The organism is Providencia sp. PROV116, assembly GCF_028482485.1.
Classification (GTDB): domain Bacteria; phylum Pseudomonadota; class Gammaproteobacteria; order Enterobacterales; family Enterobacteriaceae; genus Providencia; species Providencia rettgeri.
Map to the genome: position 1 here is coordinate 37,720 of NZ_JAMPQO010000007.1, position 21,242 is coordinate 58,961.

At 40.9% G+C, this 21,242-nt stretch carries 22 protein-coding genes; 16 read left to right on the top strand and 6 right to left on the bottom strand.

Features of this window, described 5'->3' with window-relative positions; all coding sequences use genetic code 11:
* The first annotated feature begins 1,601 nt into the window (after positions 1–1,601).
* The 13 genes from flhD to PSE72_RS06210 all read left to right on the top strand — a co-directional run bounded on the left by flhD (position 1,602) and on the right by PSE72_RS06210 (position 14,149).
* Positions 1,602–1,952: a flagellar transcriptional regulator FlhD gene (gene flhD / locus PSE72_RS06150; protein ID WP_004909823.1), complete on the top strand. Its 351-nt coding sequence runs from the start codon at positions 1,602–1,604 to the stop codon at positions 1,950–1,952.
* Positions 1,949–2,539: a flagellar transcriptional regulator FlhC gene (gene flhC, locus PSE72_RS06155; RefSeq protein WP_004909826.1), complete on the top strand. Its 591-nt coding sequence runs from the start codon at positions 1,949–1,951 to the stop codon at positions 2,537–2,539. Before flhD ends, flhC begins: the two co-directional genes overlap by 4 nt.
* Positions 2,540–2,636: 97 nt before the next feature.
* Complete coding sequence (gene motA, locus PSE72_RS06160) at positions 2,637–3,524, top strand: flagellar motor stator protein MotA (RefSeq protein WP_004909829.1); 888 nt, start codon at positions 2,637–2,639, stop codon at positions 3,522–3,524.
* Positions 3,525–3,531: 7 nt separating this feature from the next.
* On the top strand, positions 3,532–4,449 hold the full coding sequence (motB, locus tag PSE72_RS06165; protein WP_272690926.1) for a flagellar motor protein MotB: 918 nt from the start codon (positions 3,532–3,534) through the stop codon (positions 4,447–4,449).
* Between the two features lie 103 nt (positions 4,450–4,552).
* Complete coding sequence (cheA, locus tag PSE72_RS06170) at positions 4,553–6,622, top strand: chemotaxis protein CheA (protein WP_196723434.1); 2,070 nt, start codon at positions 4,553–4,555, stop codon at positions 6,620–6,622.
* A 16-nt stretch (positions 6,623–6,638) separates the two neighbouring features.
* The gene (gene cheW / locus PSE72_RS06175) at positions 6,639–7,136 is read left to right on the top strand and encodes a chemotaxis protein CheW (protein ID WP_004909833.1); all 498 of its coding nucleotides are present in this window, start codon (positions 6,639–6,641) and stop codon (positions 7,134–7,136) included.
* A 104-nt stretch (positions 7,137–7,240) separates the two neighbouring features.
* Positions 7,241–8,926: a methyl-accepting chemotaxis protein gene (locus tag PSE72_RS06180; protein ID WP_198641277.1), complete on the top strand. Its 1,686-nt coding sequence runs from the start codon at positions 7,241–7,243 to the stop codon at positions 8,924–8,926.
* A gap of 116 nt (positions 8,927–9,042) precedes the next feature.
* Positions 9,043–10,611 (top strand): methyl-accepting chemotaxis protein, encoded by a 1,569-nt coding sequence (locus PSE72_RS06185; RefSeq protein WP_004909837.1) that lies wholly within the window; start codon positions 9,043–9,045, stop codon positions 10,609–10,611.
* 133 nt (positions 10,612–10,744) lie between these two features.
* A complete protein-coding gene (locus PSE72_RS06190; RefSeq protein ID WP_004909839.1) occupies positions 10,745–11,581 on the top strand; it encodes a CheR family methyltransferase in 837 nt (278 codons plus the stop codon).
* The gene (locus tag PSE72_RS06195) at positions 11,581–12,648 is read left to right on the top strand and encodes a protein-glutamate methylesterase/protein-glutamine glutaminase (RefSeq protein WP_004909841.1); all 1,068 of its coding nucleotides are present in this window, start codon (positions 11,581–11,583) and stop codon (positions 12,646–12,648) included. The genes PSE72_RS06190 and PSE72_RS06195 overlap by 1 nt, the downstream gene beginning before the upstream one ends.
* A 41-nt stretch (positions 12,649–12,689) precedes the next feature.
* Positions 12,690–13,082 (top strand): chemotaxis response regulator CheY, encoded by a 393-nt coding sequence (gene cheY / locus PSE72_RS06200; RefSeq protein ID WP_004909843.1) that lies wholly within the window; start codon positions 12,690–12,692, stop codon positions 13,080–13,082.
* A 24-nt stretch (positions 13,083–13,106) separates the two neighbouring features.
* The gene (locus PSE72_RS06205) at positions 13,107–13,745 is read left to right on the top strand and encodes a protein phosphatase CheZ (protein ID WP_110731846.1); all 639 of its coding nucleotides are present in this window, start codon (positions 13,107–13,109) and stop codon (positions 13,743–13,745) included.
* A gap of 86 nt (positions 13,746–13,831) precedes the next feature.
* A complete protein-coding gene (locus tag PSE72_RS06210; protein WP_232800775.1) occupies positions 13,832–14,149 on the top strand; it encodes a helix-turn-helix transcriptional regulator in 318 nt (105 codons plus the stop codon).
* A gap of 51 nt (positions 14,150–14,200) precedes the next feature.
* Here the strand turns inward: PSE72_RS06210 and PSE72_RS06215 are convergent, their stop codons facing one another.
* Genes PSE72_RS06215 through PSE72_RS06225 form a run of 3 tightly spaced genes read right to left on the bottom strand, consistent with a single transcriptional unit; the run spans position 14,201 to position 15,321 of the window.
* Positions 14,201–14,758, bottom strand: a complete 558-nt coding sequence (locus tag PSE72_RS06215; RefSeq protein ID WP_267690095.1) for a hypothetical protein — start codon at positions 14,756–14,758, stop codon at positions 14,201–14,203.
* A gap of 15 nt (positions 14,759–14,773) precedes the next feature.
* A complete protein-coding gene (locus tag PSE72_RS06220) occupies positions 14,774–15,082 on the bottom strand; it encodes a CcdB family protein (RefSeq protein WP_198641276.1) in 309 nt (102 codons plus the stop codon).
* Positions 15,082–15,321: a type II toxin-antitoxin system CcdA family antitoxin gene (locus tag PSE72_RS06225; protein ID WP_198641275.1), complete on the bottom strand. Its 240-nt coding sequence runs from the start codon at positions 15,319–15,321 to the stop codon at positions 15,082–15,084. The genes PSE72_RS06220 and PSE72_RS06225 overlap by 1 nt, the downstream gene beginning before the upstream one ends.
* A gap of 263 nt (positions 15,322–15,584) precedes the next feature.
* Between PSE72_RS06225 and flhB the strand changes: the two genes are divergently transcribed.
* The 3 genes from flhB (at position 15,585) to PSE72_RS06240 (ending at position 19,211) form a co-directional block, all read left to right on the top strand.
* The gene (flhB, locus tag PSE72_RS06230; RefSeq protein ID WP_109911158.1) at positions 15,585–16,736 is read left to right on the top strand and encodes a flagellar biosynthesis protein FlhB; all 1,152 of its coding nucleotides are present in this window, start codon (positions 15,585–15,587) and stop codon (positions 16,734–16,736) included.
* Positions 16,729–18,828: a flagellar biosynthesis protein FlhA gene (flhA, locus tag PSE72_RS06235; protein ID WP_004909858.1), complete on the top strand. Its 2,100-nt coding sequence runs from the start codon at positions 16,729–16,731 to the stop codon at positions 18,826–18,828. Before flhB ends, flhA begins: the two co-directional genes overlap by 8 nt.
* A 191-nt stretch (positions 18,829–19,019) precedes the next feature.
* The gene (locus tag PSE72_RS06240; protein ID WP_232800773.1) at positions 19,020–19,211 is read left to right on the top strand and encodes a hypothetical protein; all 192 of its coding nucleotides are present in this window, start codon (positions 19,020–19,022) and stop codon (positions 19,209–19,211) included.
* A 174-nt stretch (positions 19,212–19,385) separates the two neighbouring features.
* Here PSE72_RS06240 and PSE72_RS06245 read toward each other — a convergent pair whose 3' ends face one another.
* From PSE72_RS06245 to flgA, 3 genes are all read right to left on the bottom strand, one after another.
* Positions 19,386–19,826 carry a flagella synthesis protein FlgN gene (locus PSE72_RS06245; RefSeq protein WP_198641337.1) on the bottom strand — a complete coding sequence of 147 codons (441 nt, stop codon included), beginning with the start codon at positions 19,824–19,826 and terminating at the stop codon, positions 19,386–19,388.
* 11 nt (positions 19,827–19,837) lie between these two features.
* Entirely contained in the window at positions 19,838–20,140 is a 303-nt protein-coding gene (gene flgM, locus PSE72_RS06250) for a flagellar biosynthesis anti-sigma factor FlgM (RefSeq protein WP_004909864.1), read from the bottom strand.
* A gap of 369 nt (positions 20,141–20,509) precedes the next feature.
* Positions 20,510–21,178, bottom strand: coding sequence for a flagellar basal body P-ring formation chaperone FlgA (gene flgA / locus PSE72_RS06255; RefSeq protein ID WP_198641274.1), 669 nt, complete (start codon positions 21,176–21,178; stop codon positions 20,510–20,512).
* Positions 21,179–21,242 lie beyond the last annotated feature (64 nt).

The following is a 21,242-nucleotide window of genomic DNA, read 5'->3' on the forward strand; positions in this document are numbered from 1 at the left end:
GCATGAGGAAAACAAGTTTATCACTTCACTGGCCTTGTCATTTTTTCATCATTTTGTCTATATTGATCCTACATACGACTTAGAGAGCATTGTAAGCAATATTAATGTGATCTTCTTAACATAAATATATCAATGAGAGTATCGTTTTATTCGGAAATTATTGAGAAAAAAAGAAAACAAGTGTGAAGACTGTCGCAAATTGGAGAATATTTTTGCTCATAAAAAGCACAATAAATTTGTTTGTTTTATAAGCAAGCTTCTCACTGAATTATTTTAACTAAAAGTCATTTTTTTTCTAATCCTTCATTATTGGATTAAGCAATTTTACTTAAGTTAGAATGATGATTAGGGTATTTTGTTAAAATAAAAGTATATAGTAATCAATAGTTATTATAACATTAGTTAATTAAAGTTGTTATCGTTGCGTGAAAACAGCTAGAACGGATAAGTATGAATACATGTAATAATACGCTTAATCGTTTTTATTTTAAGTGCCAATCGAATGTTTTAAAAGTGATATGAAAAATATATAGAAAATGGAATGTTCTTAATTGAAACTTTCATTTTTCACCCTTAACACAAAATTGATTGGTTAGCGTAGGTTGATCTTTTTATTAAAAAAAATGAAATTTCAGCTATTTTATATAAAAAAATAAATATTAATTAATCAAAAAAGTTACTTTAATGAATTAATAACCATATGATTACTTAAAATGCCAAATAAACAAGAATAGCCAATAGAAATATTTAAGCTAAATAAATTTTTATTATCTGTAGCTTCTTTAAATTTTATTAATTTTATTAATATTACCGGGTGGTGACATTATAATCATTGTTTAATGAATCTAATGAAAATTGAGACCTGATACTTAATATGTATGACAATATAGTGAGCATTTGCATGATAACTACAATTGAATAATTTTGAATGATGGTTGGAATATAGATTAAACTTATTGAAAATTAATGATTAAGTTTTATTCCAGTAATGCCGATAAAGACATAATACAGCCATATGCAATTCAGTTTCTTAATACTAAAAATTGATTTGGATCAATATATTGTTTTTGATGTTGTGCTTGGTTTTTTTCGCTTGGTAATCACATGTAAAGAGTGAATGCTTTGATTAAAATCCTGCCATTTTGCTTAAGGTGACTAAAAATGTTGTGGATATTTAGGATAAAGTAATAGAAGATAAAGAGATAATGAAGATTATTTAATGAATTAAGGGGTAATCATCCCATTGGTATAAAAAGAAACATAAGTACCTTGAATAGTTAATTTAGTGGTGCATAATAATTAGCGACTAATAATGACATCAGCCATTTCTGATTTTTACGGGAACCGCTAATTTTTTAGTCATTCTTTATTGTTGTAGGTATTCAGGAAATATCTTTAATTTAAGTTTGGAAATTTGTGTGTTTATACTCCAAATTGGGTACTTTTGAATGGATGACATGGGAAAGTTAATGGAATTGTATTTACCCAATTTAATTACTTTTTAAATTTAATAATTTGATTACACAATACTTTCAAATTTATATTTGTTCTTTTTGCACACAGATCGCACAGATGTTGATAATTTTCGGAAAGGAAAAAAAATGAGCTCGACGACAGATTTTCTGAAGCATATATACGATATTAACCTCTCATATTTGCTATTAGCCCAAAAACTCATCTCCCAAGAGAAAGCCTCTGCGATGTTTCGTTTAGGTATCTCTGATGCAATGGCAACTACTTTAGCAGACCTTACACTCCCTCAATTAGTCAAATTAGCAGAGACAAACCAGCTAATCTGCCAGTTTAGATTTGATAATAGTGACACAATTGAAAAGCTAACCCGTGATTCAAGAGTTGATGAATTGCAACAAATTCATACAGGTATCTTACTTTCGACCCGATTATTGCAAACGCATAATGAGGGCGACACAGAAATAGCGAGAAAAAGATGAGTACCGCAGCTGAAAAAAGTATAGTCCAAGAAGCGAATGATATTCGATTAGCCATGGAACTAATCTCTTTAGGCGCTCGCCTTCAAATGTTAGAAAGTGAAACTCAAATTAGTCGTGGTCGTTTAGTTCGTTTATATAAAGAGCTAAGAGGCTGCCCACCACCAAAAGGCATGCTACCTTTTTCTACAGATTGGTTTATGACGTGGGAACAGAATATTCATTCATCCATGTTCTATAATGCTTATCAATTTTTACTTAAAAGTGGTCAATGTCGTGGTGTGGATGCCATATTAAAAGCCTACAGGTTATACCTTGAACAGTGCATTCCAGAACCTGGTGAGGAGCCTTTGTTAGCTTTAACACGTGCTTGGACATTAGTCCGTTTTGTGGAAAGTGGCATGTTACAAAGTTCACAATGTAGCTGTTGCCATGGTTCTTTTATTACTTACGCACATATTCCTGAAAATAGCTTCACTTGCAGTTTATGCCAACCGCCATCACGTGCAATAAAAAAACGTAAACTTTCCGAGCATCTAGCCGATATTACGGTATATCGACAGGATGGCATTACTAAAGCGGTAATGTAATTGGATTGATTTGGTTAACAGGCAAAGGTTTTTGCCTGTCACTCCTAATATTCCCTTTGACTGCCATCTGTTAACCAACGGAGTGAAAGGGAATATTGTGTTAATACTCATCGGGTATATCATTGTTACAGTTGCGGTTATAGGCGGATACTTAATGGTCGGTGGCCATTTGGGTGCGCTTTATCAACCTGCTGAATTTGTTATTATTTTAGGTGCAGGTTTAGGTGCCTTTGTTGTTGGTAACAGTGGCAAATCCATCGTCGCCTTGTGTAAAGTATTACCAAAACTCTTTCGTCGTTCCTCTTACAATAAAACAATGTCAATGGACTTAATGGCGTTGTTATTTCAATTACTTAATAAATCACGCCAGCAAGGGTTACTTGCACTTGAAAAAGATATTGATAACCCAAGTGAAAGTGAAATTTTTTCCCAGTATCCCCGTATTTTAAAAGACGAATCCACCATGATGTTCATCGTGGACTACTTACGTTTGATGGTAAGCAGTAACTTACAAAGCCATGAAATTGAAGCATTAATGGACGAAGAGTTAGAAACTTTTCGCCAAGAAAATGAAGTACCGGCTTCGGGGTTAAATATGGTCGGTGACTCTATGCCTGCATTTGGGATCGTTGCGGCCGTTCTTGGGGTCGTAAATGCTTTGGGTTCAGCTGACCGTCCTGCTGGTGAACTGGGGGCTTTAATTGCTCATGCCATGGTGGGAACATTTCTAGGTATTTTAGTGGCTTATGGCTTCATTTTACCTTTGGCTGCACTGATAAGACTACGCAGTAGTGAGCAATTGAAAATGATGGAATGTATTAAAGTGACTTTCCTTTCAGCATTGCAAGGCTATGCCCCTCAAATTGCGGTTGAATTTGGCCGCAAGGTGTTATTCAGCGCAGATAGGCCTTCATTTGTTGAACTTGAAGATAAAGTTCGAGAAGTGAAAGTTGGTGCTCGCTCACAAGAAACAACTGAGGAGTAACTAACGGATGGCAGCCAATACACCGCATGTTATTCGGGTTAAAAAACGCAGTTCGCATCAGCAAAACGGGCATGGCGGTTCATGGAAAATTGCTTATGCCGATTTTATGACGGCGATGATGGCATTTTTTTTAGTGATGTGGCTAATCTCAATTTCAAGTCCTCAAGAATTAACACAAATTGCTGAATATTTTCGTACTCCCTTAAGTACAGCTATCAACCTAGGAAGTAAAAGCGGAGATGCCACAAACCCTATTCCAGGTGGTGGTAAAGACCCTATTTTCCGTGATGGGGATGTGATGCCAGAACCTAATAATATTATTGATGGAAATGCAAACTATCGTTTTGAAAAATTAAAAGAGTCACTTGAGCAGGCCATTTTAAAAGACCCACGTTTGAATGAATTAAAGCCACATTTACTGATTGATATGATCAACGATGGGCTGCGAATTCAAATTGTAGATAGTGAAAATCGCCCAATGTTTAAAGTTGGTTCGGCAATGGTTGAACCGTATATGCGTGATATTTTGCGAGCAATAGCACCACTTCTTAATGATGTTCCCAATCGAATTAGTATCTCCGGTCATACTGATGACCTCGCTTATGCCAACGGAGCCAATTACAGCAACTGGGAGCTTTCATCTGATCGCGCGAATGCTTCACGCCGTGAATTGATTCGCGGTGGAATGGATGAAAATAAAGTCTTACGCGTGGTTGGAATGGCATCAGCTATTCACTTAGACAAAGATGATGGCTTTGCTCCGATCAACCGCCGGATAAGTATCATTGTATTAAATGATGAAGAAACAAAGCAGATCCTCCGTGAATATGATGGCGCGAAGCCGATCAATGATGTGCTGAATAAACCGCAAAAGCCCACATCAGAAACGTCCGTGGGTGTTGTCGCTGCGGTGAAAATACCGTGATGAATTGCTGTTATTTGAATTTATTACATAACATGTTCAGTTGTCTGCCGGAATGTCCGGCAGTCAGCGTTAAGTGAAACTTAAGCGAAATTGGATAAAAACCATGGATATTACCGAGTTTTATCAAACATTTTTCGATGAAGCTGATGAGTTGCTCAGGGATATGGAACAACATTTACTTGAGCTTGATCCTTTTGACCCGGATAGCGAGCAGCTAAATGCCATCTTCCGCAGTGCCCATTCAATAAAAGGAGGGGCTGCAACCTTTGGTTTCACTCAGTTGCAGAATACGACTCACACATTGGAAAACCTTTTAGATAAGGCGCGTCATGATGAATTAACACTCACACCTGACATTATTGATGTTTTTCTTGATGCTAAGGATGTCATGGCATCACAGTTAGATGCCTATAAAAATGATTCTTTGCCGGATGAAGAGACCTTTAAGCGCATTTGTGAGGTGCTTAGCCGGGTTGAAAATAGAGCAGAAGAGGTCACTGAAACAACGGCTGCGTTACCTGAGACTAAAGTTGAAGTTGCGGTTGTTGAAGAAGCTCCCGCAGAGCAAGGTGAATATTCACACTACTTTATGATCTCGTTAAATCAGCTCAAAGAAAATGAAGTTGATTTACTGGCAGATGAGCTCAGTTTATTTGGGCACTTGTATCATACTGAAAAAACAGCAAATAGTTTGCAAGCATGGCTTGGTACAAACACTGATATTGATGATATTAGTGGCGTATTATGTTTTGTGGTGGATGAATCACAGATTGCTCACCAAGTCGTATCATTTGCGGATTGCCTCGCCTTATCTCCTGAAGAAGTCATCACGGATGGCTCCGATGGCACAATCGAAATTAAGATTCCTGAGCCGGAGAAAGAAGCAAAACCTGTAACTGTTTCACCAGCGGTAGCTGCGCCTGCAAATACCTCGAAAAAACCTGCAATCGCTAAACCGAAAGGGGATTCGAGCAGTATTCGTGTGGCTGTAGAGAAAGTTGACCAGTTGATCAACTTAGTCGGGGAGTTGGTCATTATTCAATCAATGCTGACCCAACATAGTCAGCATGTCGATCAAAATGAATACAGTGATTTATTAAGCTCAATCGTACAGTTGGAGCGTAATTCTCGCGCCTTGCAAGAATCCGTTATGTCAATTCGCATGATGCCAATGGATTACGTATTTAGTCGTTTCCCACGCATGGTACGCGATATTGCATCGAAATTAGGTAAAAAAATCGAGCTGAAAGTGGAAGGAAGTTCAACTGAACTCGATAAAAGTTTGATTGAGCGCATCGTCGATCCCCTGAATCACCTTGTTCGTAATAGCCTCGACCATGGGATTGAAAAGCCGGAAGTTCGCGTGGCAAATGGTAAGCCAGAAGCTGGCACATTGACCTTAGCGGCAGCACATCAAAGTGGCAATATTTGCATTGAAGTTCGTGATGACGGCGCAGGGCTAAACCGTGAACGTATTTTGGCAAAAGCGAAGTCACAAGGCATGAACGTGCATGATGGTATGAGCAATGATGAAGTTGCGATGTTGATTATGGCTCCAGGATTCTCAACCGCAGAGGTAGTGACAGACGTTTCGGGACGCGGTGTTGGAATGGATGTGGTGAAAAGAAATATCCAAGACATGGGCGGTCGTATTCAAATCGGTTTTACCGAAGGCAAAGGCACCATTATCCGCATCTTATTACCGCTCACTTTAGCCATTTTGGATGGTATGTCGGTGAAAGTAGCGGAAGATGTCTTTATCGTGCCATTGAGTGCAATTATCAGCACGTTGCAGCCTCGACAAGAGGATATTTATCGCTTGGCTGGAGAGGAAAAAATGTTGCTTGTGCGAGGTGAATATCTACCGCTTGTTGAATTACACCACGTATTTTCCATCGAAGAAGCCGAACGAAATTTAGATAACAGTATTGTGCTGATTATTCAGAATGCAGGTCATCGTTTTGCATTGTTGGTCGACAAATTAGTTGGGCAGCAGCAAGTGGTGGTGAAAAACATTGAAAGTAATTATCGCAAGATCCCCGGTATTTCCGCAGCAACGATTATGGGTGATGGTTCTGTTGCATTGATTTTAGATGTGGCTGAACTACAAAAAATGAATAACAGCATTTTGATTAAAAAGAAACAGCAGGTTTCTCAACCTGTCGTGCACTAAATAGAGGCCATACACCATGTCTATGTTAGATGATGATTTAAATAAACACGAAGAAGAAAAAAACGGCGAAGGCTACCTCATTTTCACCTTGGGTGAAGAAGAATATGGCATTGAGATCTTAAAAGTGCAGGAAATTCGTGGCTACGAACAAGTGACTCGTATCGCGAATACCCCTGATTTTATCAAAGGAGTGACTAACTTACGTGGGGTCATCATTCCGATTATTGATTTACGGGTGAAATTCTCCCATGAAAACGTGGTGTATAACGATAACACGGTCGTTATCGTAGTGAATTTAAAAGATCGCGTCGTTGGTATTGTCGTCGATGGAGTTTCGGATGTACTGGTCTTGAATGAAGAACAAATTGCACCACCACCTGATTTTGCCGTGACATTATCAACTCAATATCTGACAGGGCTCGGAACATTAAACGACCGTATGTTGATTTTAGTCGATATCGAAAAATTATTAACAAGCGATGAAATGGCGCTGATTGACAGCATGGCTGAGTAATTCTCAGCCCCAATAATTGTTCAAATAATAATAAGTCATTAACTAAAGTTTTTGGTTGGATGACCGATATCCAAAATACAACAAAATTATGTTAGTAAAACGTCATGTACAGTCGAATTAAAATCGTATCGGGACTTTTGTCCGTCATTTTTATCTTTATTTTGCTGCAACTGGTATCCAGTGGGTTGATGTTTACCAAACTGGGCGATAACAGCGACAGCATCAGTTATTTGAATTCATTACAACGCCAAAGACAAGTATTAACGGAAAGCTGGGTCAATTTGTTACAAGCTCGAGCTAACTTAAACCGCTCTATCAATGCCTATTTGCTTGAAGGTCGTAAAATTCAAGACGATGCAACGACAGAAGATTTGATTAAAGCCGCTAAACGTAACTTTAAATCAGCGGATGATGCCTATGCGCGCTATAACAAGCTGATGCAAAGTTCGGATTATGATAAGGCCAAATTTGAAAAACTATTTAGCACCTATGAAACCTATCGTGATGCGTTAATCAAGCTAGGTGAATTCGCTGAAAAAGGTGACCTTGAAGGTTTTTATGCACACAGAACCTCAGGGCATCAAGTAAAATTTGAAGAGCAATTTAACGCTTATTTTGCGGATATCTCTGCAGATTTTCAGGCCGAAGTCGTAAATGCAGATAATAACTATCGCCAATCGTTATATATGTTGGTGACGCTATCTATCTTACTCGCCTTAATTGGCTTCTTTAGTTATCGCTATGTTCGTAAAGGTATTACTGAACCACTCGGTATCTTAATCGAGCGTATTAAAGTCTTTGCATCAGGTGATTTAACACCGAATGTAACAATGATTGCCAAGAATGAAATTGGTGAGTTGGCCAATGGTGTTCAACATATGCAGCAGGAACTGATTAATACAGTTCGTGGTGTACTTGATGGTAGCGAAACTATTTACCAAGGTACAACCGAAATTGCAGCAGGTAACAATGACTTATCTGCACGAACTGAGCAGCAAGTTGCTTGCTTAGAAGAAACCTCAGCCAGTATGAGTGAGCTGACTGCAACCGTAAAACAAAATACGGAATACGCCCACCAAGCGAGTGAATTTGCAAACCAAGCTTCAGTGATAGCAAAAGAAGGTGGCAAGGTGGTATCGAATGTGGTCAGTACCATGCTGAACATTGCTGATAGCTCACAGAAAATCTCTGATATTACTGCGGTTATCGATAGCATCGCCTTCCAAACCAACATCTTAGCGCTGAACGCAGCGGTTGAAGCGGCGCGAGCAGGCGAGCATGGTCGTGGTTTTGCTGTGGTGGCTGATGAAGTGCGTAATTTGGCACAACGCAGTGCTGATGCGGCTAAAGAGATTAAAACGTTAATTGAAGATTCCGTGTCAAGAACTGGGACAGGCGCTCGCCAAGCAGAAGATGCAGGCGAAACAATGACCAAGATTGTTGAGTCTGTCACACGTGTCACTGACATTATGACGCACATTGCAACCGCATCAGATGAGCAAAGTAAAGGAATTGCACAGGTCAGCATCGCTGTTGCAGAAATGGATAAAGTGACACAGCAAAATGCGTCGCTGGTTGAGCAGTCTGCGGTTGCAGCCAATGTATTGGAAGAACAAGTGGCAAAACTGTCGCAATTGATTTCCATCTTCCGTTTACCGCCATTAAAACAAAGCGAAATACGCAATATTCAGCCGGCAGCAAGAACGGTTTCAAATATCGTTAAAACGCCGGATCTGACAAAACTGTCATCGAAAGAACATAAAGATGATGACAATTGGGAAACTTTCTAAGGGTTAAGCTCAGTCTATCGCTGCAAGGCTTTGGTTTTGCAGCGTTTCTGTGCATTAGAAAACAAGGCAATGTTTCAGAGGTTCAGTTCTCTTAGCTGGCACAAGTGGGGATTTCTATGTTTGGTAAAAATATCCGAATTTCGGTGAGTTTGTATCTACTTCTCATTTTATTTTGTGGGATGCAGATTGTGTCTAGCGGGGTTTCTGTCGGGATTGTTGTAAGTGAATTAAAATCTTTAGAGCGTATTGATTTGGGGTCTGATAAGCGAGCGATGCTTGAAGAAACCAGTAAACACCTAATGCAAGCACGCAACAGCTTAACGCAAATTGCTTTGCTGCATAAAGTGGGTGGTAACGAACCGTTGATTGAAGAAACGAGAGTAACTTTTGATAAATTACTCGAAGAAGCTGAGAAAGATTACACCACGTTTAAAAACCAGCCTCTTTTGAGTGAGAAAGAAAATCTCGCCGCTCTTGAGGCTCGGTATCAAGCCTTTGTATTGACACTCAAAGCATTAAAAACACATTTAGATAATAAAGATATTGCAGCCTATATTGAACTTCCTGCCCAAGAAAACCAGGATCAGTTGGAGCAAGTTGTCGAGGAATACCTTAAATTACTGAATGCTGAAAATGATGAATCTCTTGCAGCAGCAAGAATGTATAACACGTTTGCGTGGAGTTCATTCGCTTCCGTGATTGTTATTATCCTTGCCGTTATTGTTTTTGTTAACTACTGGATGAAACGTAAAGTGATTAACCCATTGAAAAGTATGGGAGAGCACTTTGCATTAGTGGCTGATGGTAAACTCAATCAGAAAATTGAAGTCACTACCCGTGATGAAATTGGTGAAGTGTTTGGTAAGTTAAAAGATATGCAGGAGTCTCTAGCGACTTCAGTAACAGCGCTACGTTCAAATACGGACCAAATGTACACTGGTATCCGTGAAATCGCGTTAGGAAATAATAATTTATCTTCACGTACTGAACAGCAAGCGGCATCACTTGAAGAAACCGCAGCCAGTATGGAAGAGTTAACCGCTACGGTTAAGCAGAATGCGGATAACGCGCGCCAAGCCAGTGAACTTGCTGTTAGCGCATCGAAAACCGCAACAAAAGGTGGAGAGATCACCGAAGACGTGATTGACACCATGACTTCCATTTCCAATAGCTCACAAAAAATCAGTGCCATTATTAGTGTGATTGATGGCATCGCCTTCCAAACCAATATTTTAGCATTGAATGCTGCTGTTGAAGCTGCTCGAGCGGGTGAACAGGGGCGCGGTTTCTCTGTGGTTGCTGGTGAGGTTAGAGCATTAGCTCAGCGTAGTGCGGAAGCGGCAAAAGAAATTAAAACCTTGATTGATGAATCTGTTGGCAGAGTCAGCCAAGGTTCTCAATTAGTTAATGAAGCAGGTGCAACTATGAGTGAATTGGTTGCAGCAGTTAACCAAGTTACTGAATTAATGGGTAATATTGCCTCTGCTTCCAATGAGCAAAGTCGTGGTATTGAGCAAGTCGCAACAGCAGTAAGCCAAATGGACTTAGTCACACAACAAAATGCGGCGTTAGTTGAGCAATCGACCAGTGCGACGGCAGCGCTAGAAGATCAAGCGAACAACTTAGTTGATACGGTTGCATTCTTTGAATTACCTGAAAGCCAATTAAATCGTAATCGGCGTTAAGTGTTGTGAAAACTCGTTTTTGAGTTTTCGGTGGATAATCGTAACTGGTTATTTTTTCTTAGGTTATCCATCCTAAAAGGCAGCCAAATAACTGGCTGCCTCTGGGTTTTTATTGAATAGGACGACAAGTACGATGCTTTTTGTACCACAGGTAGAACCACTGACTGATGATGAGTTTGGTCGGGTTTGTCGATTTATTCATAAAAAATCAGGCATTGTCCTCACCATGAATAAAAAAAATATGGTCTATAACCGGCTGTTAAAGCGGTTGCGTGATTGTAATATCGACAATTTTTCTGATTATTTACGGATGTTAGAGCGTGAGCCTCACCATGCAGAATGGCAAGCTTTCGTGAATGCTCTGACGACAAATTTAACCGCATTTTTTCGTGAACCGCACCACTTTGTGACGCTAGCGGACTTTGTTCGCACACGTAAAAATAGCGCGATTAATATTTGGTGCGCTGCATCTTCAACAGGAGAAGAGCCATATTCGATAGCCATGACATTGAGTGATGTGCTTGGGCCAAACGCAATTAATGCCAAAGTCATTGCCAGTGACATTGACACGGAAGTGCTCGAAAAAGCGAAACAAGGCGTGTATCGCATAGAAGAGCTGAAGTCTTTAACGGCATTACAGAGACAACGCTATTTTATGAAAGGCGTTGGCGAGTTTGATGGCTATGCGCGAGTCAAGCCAGCATTACGCCAAATGATTGAATTTCGTTATTTAAATTTGAGTGATCATGATTGGCAAATGCAACATCGATTTGATGCGATTTTTTGTCGTAACGTCATGATTTATTTTGATAAAGAGATGCAGATAAAAATGCTAGAGCGTTTTGCTCCATTGCTTAAGCCAGACGGATTACTGTTTATCGGGCATTCCGAAAATTTATCGCAGTTATCACAAAGTTTCGTTATTAAAGGGCAAACCGTCTACAGCTTGCAAGCGGCGAGGAGGGGGTAATGAAAAAAATTAAAGTGCTATGTGTGGATGACTCAGCACTGATGCGCCAATTAATGCGCGAAATTATTAATAGCCATGATGACATGATAGTGGTTGATACCGCACCAGACCCTTATGTTGCTCGTGATTTAATCAAGCAATATGAGCCGGATGTGATTACGTTAGATGTGGAAATGCCACGAATGGATGGTATTGATTTCTTAGAGAAATTAATGCGCTTACACCCAATGCCTGTGGTCATGGTTTCAACATTAACGTCGAAAGGTTCTGAAGTGACGTTAAAAGCGCTGGAGTTAGGTGCTGTGGATTTTGTCACGAAACCGCAAATTGGTATTCGTGAAACCATGATGAGTTATCGCGATATTATTGGTGAAAAAATTCGCGCAGCAGCTATGTCAAAAATTACTCAGCGCAGCCGTTTTGCTCGTCCGGACAAAAAGGTCAGTGAGCCAGTTTCTCAAGCCAAAGCGCTCTCTCCCTATGTTTGTAACAGCCGTGTGATTGCGGTTGGCGCATCGACAGGTGGAACAGAGGCGATACGTCAATTTCTGGAAATGTTACCTCATGAATGCCCACCTGTCGTGATCACTCAGCATATGCCTGCGGGTTTTACGCGTTCTTTTGCTGATCGCTTAAATAAGCTGTGTGTATTGACCGTAAAAGAAGCTGAACACAACGAGCTATTACAAAAAGGCCATGCATATATCGCACCAGGCGATTCGCATATGTTGATTGCCGATAAAGGCAAGGGATTTCAAGTCATTTTACAGCAAAGCGAACCTGTTAACCGGCACCGTCCTTCTGTTGATGTGTTGTTCGATTCAGTAGCTCAATGCGTTGGGCGAAAATGCATTGGTATTTTATTGACGGGAATGGGGATGGATGGAGCGAAAGGACTATTGAATTTACGTAAGCAGGGGGCAATCACTTACGCACAAAACGAAAGTAGTTGTGTGGTATTTGGTATGCCGCGTGCTGCGATTGAAATGGGAGCTGCGGATGAAGTGCAAGATATTCTCAAGATTGCCCCAAGTGTTTTAGCAAGACTTTCTTCTGTCACGGTTTAACCCGGGGCAGGAATTCACAATTGTATTTTGAAGGAGTGGTTATGGCCGCTAAAGATCTCAGTTTTTTGGTTGTTGATGATTTTTCTACTATGCGCCGCATCGTCCGTAACTTATTAAAAGAGCTCGGATTTAATAAAATAGAAGAAGCGGAAGACGGTGTTGATGCCTTAGAGAAAATTCGTGCAGGCAGCATCGATTTTGTGGTTGCCGATTGGAATATGCCAAATATGGATGGTTTAGAACTGCTCAAAACTATTCGCGGTGATGATGCATTAAAGCACATCCCAGTTTTGATGGTGACGGCTGAAGCGAAAAAAGAAAATATTATTGCGGCTGCACAAGCGGGTGCGAGTGGTTACGTAGTTAAGCCGTTCACTGCCGCTATTTTAGAAGAAAAATTGAATAAAGTATTCGAAAAAATGGGTCTGCAATAACAGTGCGTGCCAAAGGAGATTTTCATGACTGAACAAGTGGGTATGGAAGGTATTCGCAATGGTAATGATGATTTAAAACAAGTCATTACACGCATTGGTACGCTAATGAGAACCCTGCGTGAAAGTATGCGCGAATTGGGCCTAGAAAAAAGCGTTCAACAAGCCGTGGCGAGTATTCCAGACGGAAAAGACAGGCTGCGTTATATCGCACAAATGACGGCGCAAGCGGCAGAAAAAACCTTAAATGGCATTGATGTCATCAAACCACTGCAAGTGGAAATGAATAAAAATGCGCAGGTGCTGCAACAGCAGTGGCAAGAAACCGCTGGAGATGCGGTTCCTGCACAATTGCGTGAGTCAACAGAAGCCTTTTTAGGACAGGTGATCCAAGACAGCGAAACGACTAAAGCAGAGTTGTTGGAAATCATGATGGCACAAGATTTCCAAGATTTAACAGGACAAGTCATCAAAAAAATGATGGAAGTGGTTGAAGAAGCTGAAAAACAACTGCTTGCATTATTAATGGAAAATACGCCACCTGAAATGCGTGCGAAAACGCAAAACGAAAGTTTGCTCAATGGCCCGCAAATCAATAAAGAAGGCGTTAATGTAATGGCATCACAGTCTCAGGTTGATGATTTACTTGATGAGCTAGGTTTCTAATTACCGACAACTTTTTAATTAAACTACTCTAATTACATAGGGTTAGGGTAGTTTTATTGTACTTGCGTTACAAGGAAGGGATTGCAATGATAAATAACGATTTAATTTCTACTTTCGTGATTAAAGAACAAAACGAACAAGCTGACATCGTTCAAGAAAATAACGGGGATGTTGATGAGTGTTCTTCAGAATTACAAATGAGGCAAGCGTTAATCAACCAACTTAAAAAAGCGCGTTTAGCCAATAACTTAACCCAGATGCAAATTGCAGAAAAAATGCAAACTCAAAAGCAAAACGTGTCGCGTTTGGAAAAAGCGCAATTCGACCCGAAATTAGGCACATTATTAAAATATGCGGAAGCGGTTGGCTTGCGCCTTACCTTGGATTTTCCTTCTAAGCCCTGAATTATATAGTGTATAAGTAAATTTATACGTACTCAGGTGAGTATTTAATCGCTAATCATGTTGATAGACTGCGATGATCTTACTGCCAAGTATTTGCGCAAATTGTTCGATAAAACTATCGTGAACATCCCAATTATGGAAACTAAAACCTAAATTACCGAATGCCCATTGCGGATCAAATTGCCACGCATTAAGTGGACCATGAAAATCGCAACAAAAACAAGCGAGGTTTTCTGGTTTTCCCTCATACCAATCAGATACCGTATCGCTCCATGCATGGCTCTGTTTGCTTTGTTCACTGGCACATTGTGGGCAGTAAATACCGAGGCCATTGCCACCTGCGTGAAAAACCGTATGTTCAGTTACGATAGACAGGTAATTTTTTAGCATATCTTCCGGGAGTTGGGTTGGGACGATTTCATCATTAATGACGTACAAAATGGGTTCTTTGTGAGCAGGTGTAGGGCGATAAATGACTTCGCCATATTCAACGCCTTGGAAATGTGGGTCAATAATGCCTTGTTCTTTTAGCCAGTCAAGCATGCGCTGGGCATGTTTGGGGGCATCTTCTAAGGAAATATCTGGGGCAACAAGGTGGCAAGTATCCATAATAACCCTTTATTGTTAAAAGCCATTAATAAGTAAGTCGATTGCGTGTTTAATGGTGTCTCGTTGGCAACTCAAGTCAACGATTTCTTTCCCTAATAATGAACGAGGGACGCAAGCCATCTGGTGAGTCATTAAAACAAACACCTGCCCGTTGATAAATAATTGGGGGTTAAGGCGAGTGGGTAATGGCTTTTTAACTAGCCTGCTATCAAATAACGGAATGACCAAACGAGTATTCAGTATATCAATTATGTTGCTTTGTATATCAAGTAAATATGGGTATTTGACCGTATCTTCTCGATTTTGATAGAGGCAATATTGCATTAAAAATCCTTGTATTTATCTGAGAGTAATCCATATTCTTCATTGATCCTATTTAACTCATTAAACCCGTCAATATTTTCATTTTTCCATTTTTGCGCTTCGAGACGTTTTAATTCAGCTTGTAAGGCACAAGCGAGTATTGCAGACAAGTTGAGTTTGGCTTGCCTTGCTTGCTCATAAAGTTCAGGCGCGATAGTGACACTGACGGTTTTTTTCATTCTTTGAGCCGTTGTACTCATGGTACCCCCTTAATTACACGTGTTCAGGCATGTGTAATTTAGCATGCTTATTGCTCACATAGGGATTTTATTCTTTATTAATGTTAAATATAGGATTATCTTCAGTGGGAGCTCATATCTGCGAAACCTTTCGCAGAATTGCCGCCTTATTGCTCAATAGCCAAATAACCCCCTTGAACTACGTCTATTTTCCACCATTGATTTTTTTACACTCTGTCATGCTATAGCGATAACTCGTATTTTCATTAAATTTTGGAATCACGGTGTCCGACGAGAGTGATGTAGAAAAAACAGAAGAGCCCACCCCCCATAAAAAGCAAAAAGCCAAAGATGATGGGCAAATCGTTCGTTCAAAAGAATTGAGCTCGCTAATGATGATGTTAGCTGGCGTGAGCTTGCTATGGTTAAGTGGCGGACATTTGGCGGCACAACTGCGGCAAATAGCTCGTCAGGGTTTTATTTTTGATGGTCATTATTTACAAAACACAGGCTTGATGATCAGCTATTTAGGACGTGTTGTCAGTGAGGCTTTATTTGCCTTATTACCCGTGATTGGTGGGTTAGCTTTGGTGGGGATTTCTGCGTCATCGTTAGTGGGTGGGCTCGTTTTTAATAGCAAGTTGATTAAATTTGATTTGAAAAAGTTAAATCCAATCAAAGGGCTAAAGCGTATTTTTTCGATGAATGCGTTATCTGAGTTATTTAAAGCAATTTTAAAATCGTTATTTGTGGGGTTGGGGGCGTTTATTTTTCTTTGGCAAAGTTGGCCATCATTACTGCATTTAGTGATGGAATCACCGGTTACGGCGCTAAGTAATGCACTACAGAAAGTCATTTTTGCTGGCTATTTAATTGTGTTTTTGCTGATCCCAATGGTGGCGTTTGATGTTTTCTATCAGTTTCGCTCCCATTTAAAAAAATTGCGCATGAGTCGTCAGGAAATTAAAGATGAATTCAAGCAGCAAGAGGGTGACCCGCAGATTAAAGCCAAAATTCGCCAACAACAGCGTGCGATTGCGCGTAACCGAATGATGGCGGATGTCCCAAGTGCGGATGTCATCGTCACTAACCCGACACACTATGCGGTTGCCCTTAAATATGACGACAAAAAAATGGGGGCGCCAAAAGTATTAGCGAAAGGTGCGGGCGTATTGGCTCAGCGCATCAAGGAAATTGGTGAAGAGCACCGAATATTACAGTTAGAAGCACCGCCGCTTGCTCGTGCGCTATATCGCCATGCGGAGATAGGCCAAAGCATTCCTGTTGCCTTATATGCGGCGGTTGCAGAAGTTTTAGCATGGGTTTACCAATTGCGCCGCTGGCGCCGTGAAGGTGGGCTCAGACCAAAAAAACCGAAAAATTTGCCAGTGCCACCGACGCTGGACTTTGCTGGAGATAACAATCGCGATGGCTAATTTGGCTTCATTATTAAAATTGCCGAAAAATTTACAGGGAACGCAGTGGCAAATACTCGCTGGACCGGTTCTTATCTTATTGATTTTGTCGATGATGGTACTGCCATTGCCGGCATTTTTATTGGATTTACTGTTTACCTTCAATATTGCACTTTCTATTATGGTGCTATTAGTGGCGATGTTCACTAAGCGCACATTAGACTTTGCTGCATTTCCAACCATTTTGCTATTTGCAACCTTATTGCGCCTTTCTTTGAATATCGCCTCAACGCGAATTATTTTGTTAGATGGCCATACAGGGCCAGATGCAGCTGGACGAGTTGTCGAAGCTTTTGGTCACTTTTTGGTGGGCGGTAACTTTGCCATCGGTATTGTGGTGTTCATTATTCTTGTACTGATTAACTTTATGGTTATCACTAAGGGAGCAGGGCGTATTGCGGAAGTGGGCGCTCGCTTTGTGTTAGATGGTATGCCGGGTAAACAGATGGCCATCGATGCCGACTTGAACGCAGGTATCATTACGGATGATGAAGCGAAAAAACGCCGTGCGGAAGTGACTCAAGAAGCGGATTTTTACGGTTCAATGGATGGTGCGAGTAAGTTCGTGCGTGGGGATGCGATTGCGGGGATCATGATTATGGTGATCAACGTGGTTGGCGGGTTAATTATCGGTGTTGGTCAACACAATATGTCATTGGGTGAGGCGACAAGTGCGTATACCTTGCTGACCATCGGTGATGGCCTTGTGGCGCAAATTCCTGCTTTGATTATTTCAACGGCTGCTGGGGTTATTGTCACTCGAGTGGCAACCGATGAAGATGTGGGTGAGCAGATGGTCACCCAGCTATTTAATAACCCGCGAGTGATGTGGTTGAGCGCAGGCGTTTTAGGCCTAATCGGTTTGATTCCGGGTATGCCTAACTTTGTTTTCTTGCTATTTACTGCAGCACTGGCTGCCCTTGGTTGGTATTTAGTGCGTAAATCGCAACAACCCGAAAGTGCCACGGGAGATAATAGCCAATCGCAGCATTTCCAAGAAGCAAATAAAGTGGTTGAAGCCACGTGGGATGACGTGCAACTAGAAGATTTGTTGGCGATGGAAGTGGGGTATCGGTTGATTCCCTTAGTTGATAATGACCAGCAAGGTGAATTATTAGGGCGACTGCGTGGTTTACGTAAGAAATTTGCTCAAGAAGTGGGGTATTTACCACCTGTCGTACATATTTGCGATAACTTGGCGCTTTCCCCCTGTGAATACCGAATTCTGATCAAAGGTGCAGAAGTTGGGCGGGGAGAAGCACAGCCTGGTCGTAGCCTGGCTATTGACCCAGGTAATGCCGCCGGGTCGTTACAAGGCGACGTCACCAAAGAGCCTGCATTTGGTTTACCTGCAATTTGGATTGATGATGATTTACGTGAGCAAGCGCAAATACAAGGGTATACCGTGGTATCTGCGAGTACCGCAGTGGCGACCCACTTTAACCAAATTCTGTTACAAAATTCCAGCACCTTATTTGGACGACAAGAAGCGCAAATGTTGTACGACCGGGTGAAAAAAGAGATGCCGAAGTTGGCGGACGATTTGATCCCAGATACCATTTCGTTAACGATTTTGCACCGCGTACTGCAAAATTTATTAATGGAAGATGTAGTGATCCGCGACATGCGTACCATCATTGAAACCTTAGCCGAAATGGCGGGGGAAAATGGTGAGAATAAAGATACGGATTACCTGACGTCACAAGTGAGAATTGCGTTAGGTCGGGCTATCACCCAGCAATGGTTTGGTAATGCAGAAGAAATTCAAGTGATTGGCCTAGAGGCGAGCCTTGAACAAATTTTATTGCAGGCAGCCAAAAATGGCGGGGGATTAGAGCCAAACTTGGCGCAGTTTATTCAAACCCAAGCAGAGCAAGCCGTTGCCCATCAAGAAGCAATGGGAGCCCCAACCGTATTATTAGTCAATCACGGTTTGCGCCTAATTTTATCGCGTTTCTTGCGGCGCAGCCTGCCACAGCTAGTGGTCATGTCGAATTTAGAAATGACTGACCACCGTAAGATCAGAATGACGTCAATGATCAGCGGCAGTTAATTCTATCGGTATTATTTGCCATTTAGCTACAGTATTAAAAAGAGGAAAATTGCCAATAGGATACGGTAATTTTCCTCTTTTTTTATTCCAAGACTTTGCTTAATTAGCATATTTTCTTCCTTAACCATGATAATTTTTACTATAGTAAAAATTATAGTGAGTTGAAGCTAACCTGTTGGTGGGGATTCATTATGAATAATAAAATAAATGAGTTACTGAAATTTGCTCAAGAAATGGACGCAATTGGTACTGCTAGTGGCACTGCGGCTCGCCGTATTGAGGCGCGGATAAAAGCACAAGAGCTTAAGAAAAAATTCACCAACCCTAAGTCTATGACAGGAGAAGACATTAAACGTATTTGTGAGCAAAATAATATTTCTTAATCTTCTCTCGCTTCGATATTAAATATGACCAAGGAAAGTGTTTCTAAATGGGAAAGAGGGGAGATTAAACCAAATGGTGCAGCATTAAGGCTACTCAAACTAATTGATGAAAAGGTGTTTATTATCTAGTACATGAAAGGGTAATCCTTTTTAGTTTAAAAATACAAAACAACCTTAAATCGAAATTTTCTTACCTAATACAGGGCTTTTTGACTCTAAACCATCAGCACCATAAGTGGACTGGTTATTATGCTTTTTCACAAAGTTTAGGCGCTGAGCATTCAGCTCAATATGTAATTGTAGCATCTGGTGATTACGATAATTCAGCTCTTTTAGGTCGGTGGTTAACGTTTTAATGGCTTCCCATACCCCAGCTAGTGCGTCATTGCTGTCATAAGGTGCACTAACCTCCGCTTGTGCTTCTAACGCCAAGCGGTTTGTTTCACCATGACCAATCGCGGCAACCAGAAACCGTTTTTGTTCAGTGGTTTCCTGAAAAGGCGAAGGTGGCACACGGTGATAACCTAATAATAACTCTTCATTTTTCATCACTATCTGTAATGATTGCAAGTGGGAGAGTTGTTGCTCGAGTAATATCAGTAATTCGTCAGTCATGATGGCAATTTTTATTTCATTGATAACATGCATTCATGGGCATCACGTAAAATGCCATCGGCAATTTTTTCAGCGTCCATTTTTAAGGTGCCATCTTTGATAGCTTGTTTGATTTGCTCAACTTTAGCACTGTTAATATCGCTAGCTTGAGGTTGCAATAATTTTTTTTGTAACTCACTTGGCGCAAAAGAACTTTCTTGAACGACTTCATTGCTGGACACTTTTTTGTCGCGCATCGGGGCAGCCGCATCTTGTGGGTCGCGGTTTGTCACCTGAGTCAGCGCAGAAATTGCAGATGTTTGCTCAATAGCCATAATATATTTTCCTATTCCCGATTTTTGTCATATGTCAGTTATCGGCTTATATTGATGAATCTTTAGTGTCTATAGTGTTACAAAATATTGCATCATTCACCAGCTATACTCGTCATACTTCAAGTTGCAGCGTTGTTGACTGCACTCAGCTAGCCGAATCACATACTCATGTATGCTCATCGGTCTATCTTCACTTGTCGCCTAGCTGCAACTCGAATTATTTAGAGTATATACTCGTATTACTGCAAGTTGCAGCGTTGTTGACTGCACTCAGCTAGCCGAATCATAGACTCATGTATGCTCATCGGTCTATCTTCACTTGTCGCCTAGCTGCAACTCGAAATATTTAGCGCATCAATGGGGTTATCTTTACCTCAATACCACTTGGACACTGCCATTTTCTAGCGCTTCCCCATTCACCACTTGCCCATTTAACAAGCGTACTCGGGTATTTTGGCCGGCAGTGGCATTATTAATGGCACGACCTTCATATTTCACTGAAAAATTATCACCATTGGCGAACACAAATACCGTTTGTCCCGCTTTTATTGCCCAAGGCTGTCTTGTCATTGATTTTGTGAATGTTTGCCCGGCAGGAATATTACGCAGGGCTATCGCACCACGTAGCGCGATTTTATCGGTGCTTGCACCTGCGGGGAGTTTATGTAATAAGCCCTTCTTGGTTCCGATATCGACAAATTGTATGGATTCCCCTCTATTTATATTACGTGTAGCCACGTAATACTGACCTGTCACATTCACGGTAAGCTGAATAAACTGCTTTTTCTTTCCACACTGTATCGGTAGGGAAACATTACCCATATTGCGCCCACCAACTGGGGGGGTGAGCTGGGGTTTTTCACAAGTCGGCCAACGCTCAATTGGCGTTTTAATTTCAATTGAAACTTGCTTGCCTTTCCCATGAATTTGTCGAAAGTATTGGTTGATGTCTTGAGGTAACGACGCTTGAGAAAGCGTTGGAGTAAGCCCTAATAAGCTGATTACCAAGTATAATGGCAATTTTTTAGCGTAATACATCCCTTTTATCTCCCCCAGCAAGCAAACTTTTTCACGATTGCAGTTTACGCAGCTCTGAAATAAC